Genomic DNA, 2,744 nt, shown 5'->3' with positions numbered 1-2,744 from the left:
CCTCAGTGGCAAGCAGGCCGAATTCAGCCGTCTTACCGGCTCACTGGTGATTGATCCCAGCGAAGCATTCCAAACGTTGAATTGGCAGCCTCCCTTTTCCACTGCAGAGGGATTACAGATCACGGCTGATTGGTTTCTTGCCAGCCAAAMAGYRGCTKTTGCGCAATCAAACCAGTGATYGCAACASGGTTYTTAATTCCAGGCTTWCTTGCGCTTTTCGCTGCAGCGCTTAGCTGGTTATCCCTCTGGCTGYTSATCCCCCTACTTTGCCGTGGGTTACTAGATCAACCCAACGCCCGCAGTTCCCATCTACTCCCCACCCCTCGTGGTGGTGGTGTGGCCTTTGTGTTGGTTGCCAGTGGYTTTGCCTTGCCCTTTGGYTTTGCGCTTCCRGCGGCMTTKCCATTARTTGCYTTGCCTTTGGCRRTAGTTGGTTTCCTTGATGATCGCCATAACTTGCMCRCCAGCTTGCGTTATGGCGTKCARKTAGCCACTGCTTTGTTTTTGCTCTGGATTAGTCCGCTGCCGGCCCTTGCCCCAGGTTTTTGGGTTTGGTTGTTGCTGTTGATCGCTGCYACYGCCGTGATCAATTTCACTAATTTCATGGATGGCCTTGTTTATGGGTGATGTGGGCAGCACCTTCCTTGGTGCTGTTTTTGCTGGTGTAGTGCTGCAGCAAACCAGTTTTTCTGCTGCCCTTGCTCTTTTGCTGGTAGCCACTCCCCTTTTGGCTGATGCCTGCCTTTGCGTACCCCGCCGTTTATTTGCTGGCCAGCGCATATTTCAAGCCCATCGTTTACATCTATTTCAGCGTTTGCATCAAGCCGGTTGGTGTCATGCCCATGTATCAAGCCTTTATATCGCTGCCACGGCAGTGCTGGCAATCGCCCTTTTGTGGGGTGGCCTGCCTTGGCTAATCACGGTTGCTACCTTTGAACTAGTGCTCGGCATCTGGCTAGATCAGAGGGTGGCTGTTCCCTTTGCCCTCGCCTCCCGCAGCTGATGGCCCAGCGTTGGTTGATTCTTGGAGCTGGTGGCCATGGCCGCTCCGTTTGCGATGCCATTGCTGCCAGTGGCGATCACGTCGTGGGTTTTCTCGACGACGCCTTGCCCGCAGGCACCCTGGTGAATGGAACACCTGTCTTGGGTGTCCTGTCTTTTGCCTGGGACCTGAATCGGTTGTTTGAAGCCTCCGATGAGGCTCCACCTGATCAAGTGGTCGTGGCCATTGGTAATCCGGCCCTCCGTCAAACCTGGCAGCAGGTGCTTGAGCAGGTGGCCGCTCCCCTTGGGGTGGTGCTGCATCCCAGAGCGATCGTGAGTGCCACTGCCCAGCTCGGCCCTGGCTCAGTTGTTCTCGCCGGCGCTGTGGTGAATGCCAATGCCTCTCTCCACAAAGSAGTGCTGGTGAATAGCGGTGCGGTTGTCGATCACGAAGCCCTTTGCGGCGCCTACAGCTAACTCGGTGTCAACGCCGCCATGGCTGGTGGCTCTCGCCTTGGCCCGCGATCGCTAGTGCTGTATGACAATCTCGCGCCGCGGTACTAGTCTGGTGTAGCCCTGCTTTTAAGGGTGTCGATTCAGTCCTATGGCTGCAAGCTCACAGCTCAGATCCTGGCTGGGGGATCTCCCCGCAGATTTGTAGCAATTCTGCGAGTGGCCGAAAGGAAACTGATGCTGCTCGATGCAGCCGGTTGTCTCAACGACCGTTCTACTACTGTGATCACATCTAGGCCACCCATTTCGCCCGGGGAAGTTCTCAAAGAGGAGTTTCTCGATCCGCTTGGCATCAACACCTATCGCCTCTGTAAGGACACTGGCTTGAGGGCAACCCAGGTTGGTGAAATCATCCGCGGCAAGCGGGCGATCACCGATGAAACCGATGCTTTGCTCTGCAGGTACCTTGGCCTGAGCCGTGGCTTCTGGCGGCGAATGCAGGTTGGCTATGACAGCCGCAGGAAAGACCGGGATCTTCAGCGTCTAGAGGCACGGGTAATCCCTTTCAAGGAACTCCTCCAGCAGGAATGCCAAGCTTCAGAGCGGGCCGGCTGCTGATCTTTATCGCTGCTACCGCTGCGAATGGTTTCATGGATGGCCTGGTAGCCGGCTAGCCCCGCCAAGGTGTTTATGGGTGATGTGGGCGGCACCTTTATTGGTGCAGTTTTTCTGGTGTAGTGCTCCATCAAGCCGGCTGGAGCCATCGCCGCGTGGCCAGTATTTATATCTCTGCCACTGTTACGCTATGCTCAGTACAGGTGTATTATTAAGCGTCTTCCTGGTTCGGGGTTGTTACGCTGATGTTGTTTGATCGACCCGCCTGAATTGCCTTTGCTGGTGCCGTCTTCTGGCGCTAATCACGCTTTTTAGTAGTTACAACCATGTCTTTATCCYCGGATTCGCCACTTCCTTCCCATTACCGCAGCAAGCAGGAATTCCTTGCATCTTTATCGCCCTGGCGGCGGCAGCTGGCGAACTTAAATTGGCATCCAACAGTAGATATGAAAGTGCAGAGCTACGCGCTCGAGCAGAGTACAAAACAGMTRAKGAAMGAAACCGAGCAGCTGAAGAAAGAGAACGCGCGGCTTTCMGAGCTCGACGCCAAGCTCAATGCAATCTTGTCCAACTCAGGCACCAGCTCGACCCCTCCGAACGCAATGCCAGGCGAATCCAAGATGTGATCTCGCTGCTAGAGGAGTACGGAGGAACGGCGTGAACTTCCCCACCCCTGCCGCGGTGCTCAGGCC

The 2,744-nt window shown here is 55.4% G+C and carries 4 protein-coding genes; all 4 read left to right on the top strand.

Going from position 1 to position 2,744, the window contains the following annotated elements:
- The first annotated feature begins 174 nt into the window (after nt 1-174).
- The 4 genes from C7K08_RS16755 (at nt 175) to C7K08_RS14215 (ending at nt 2,055) form a co-directional block, all read left to right on the top strand.
- Nucleotides 175-627: an MraY family glycosyltransferase gene (locus tag C7K08_RS16755; protein ID WP_341272176.1), complete on the top strand. Its 453-nt coding sequence runs from the start codon at nt 175-177 to the stop codon at nt 625-627.
- Nucleotides 608-1,003: an MraY family glycosyltransferase gene (locus tag C7K08_RS16575; protein ID WP_241537283.1), complete on the top strand. Its 396-nt coding sequence runs from the start codon at nt 608-610 to the stop codon at nt 1,001-1,003. Before C7K08_RS16755 ends, C7K08_RS16575 begins: the two co-directional genes overlap by 20 nt.
- On the top strand, nt 1,003-1,461 hold the full coding sequence (locus tag C7K08_RS14220; protein WP_106501147.1) for a PglD-related sugar-binding protein: 459 nt from the start codon (nt 1,003-1,005) through the stop codon (nt 1,459-1,461). Before C7K08_RS16575 ends, C7K08_RS14220 begins: the two co-directional genes overlap by 1 nt.
- Nucleotides 1,462-1,572: 111 nt before the next feature.
- Nucleotides 1,573-2,055, top strand: coding sequence for a HigA family addiction module antitoxin (locus C7K08_RS14215; RefSeq protein ID WP_206603882.1), 483 nt, complete (start codon nt 1,573-1,575; stop codon nt 2,053-2,055).
- Nucleotides 2,056-2,744 lie beyond the last annotated feature (689 nt).

The sequence above is a fragment of the Synechococcus lacustris str. Tous genome (assembly GCF_003011125.1).
GTDB classification, from domain to species: Bacteria; Cyanobacteriota; Cyanobacteriia; order PCC-6307; family Cyanobiaceae; genus Synechococcus_D; species Synechococcus_D lacustris.
This window is presented reverse-complemented; position numbering and strand designations above follow the sequence as displayed.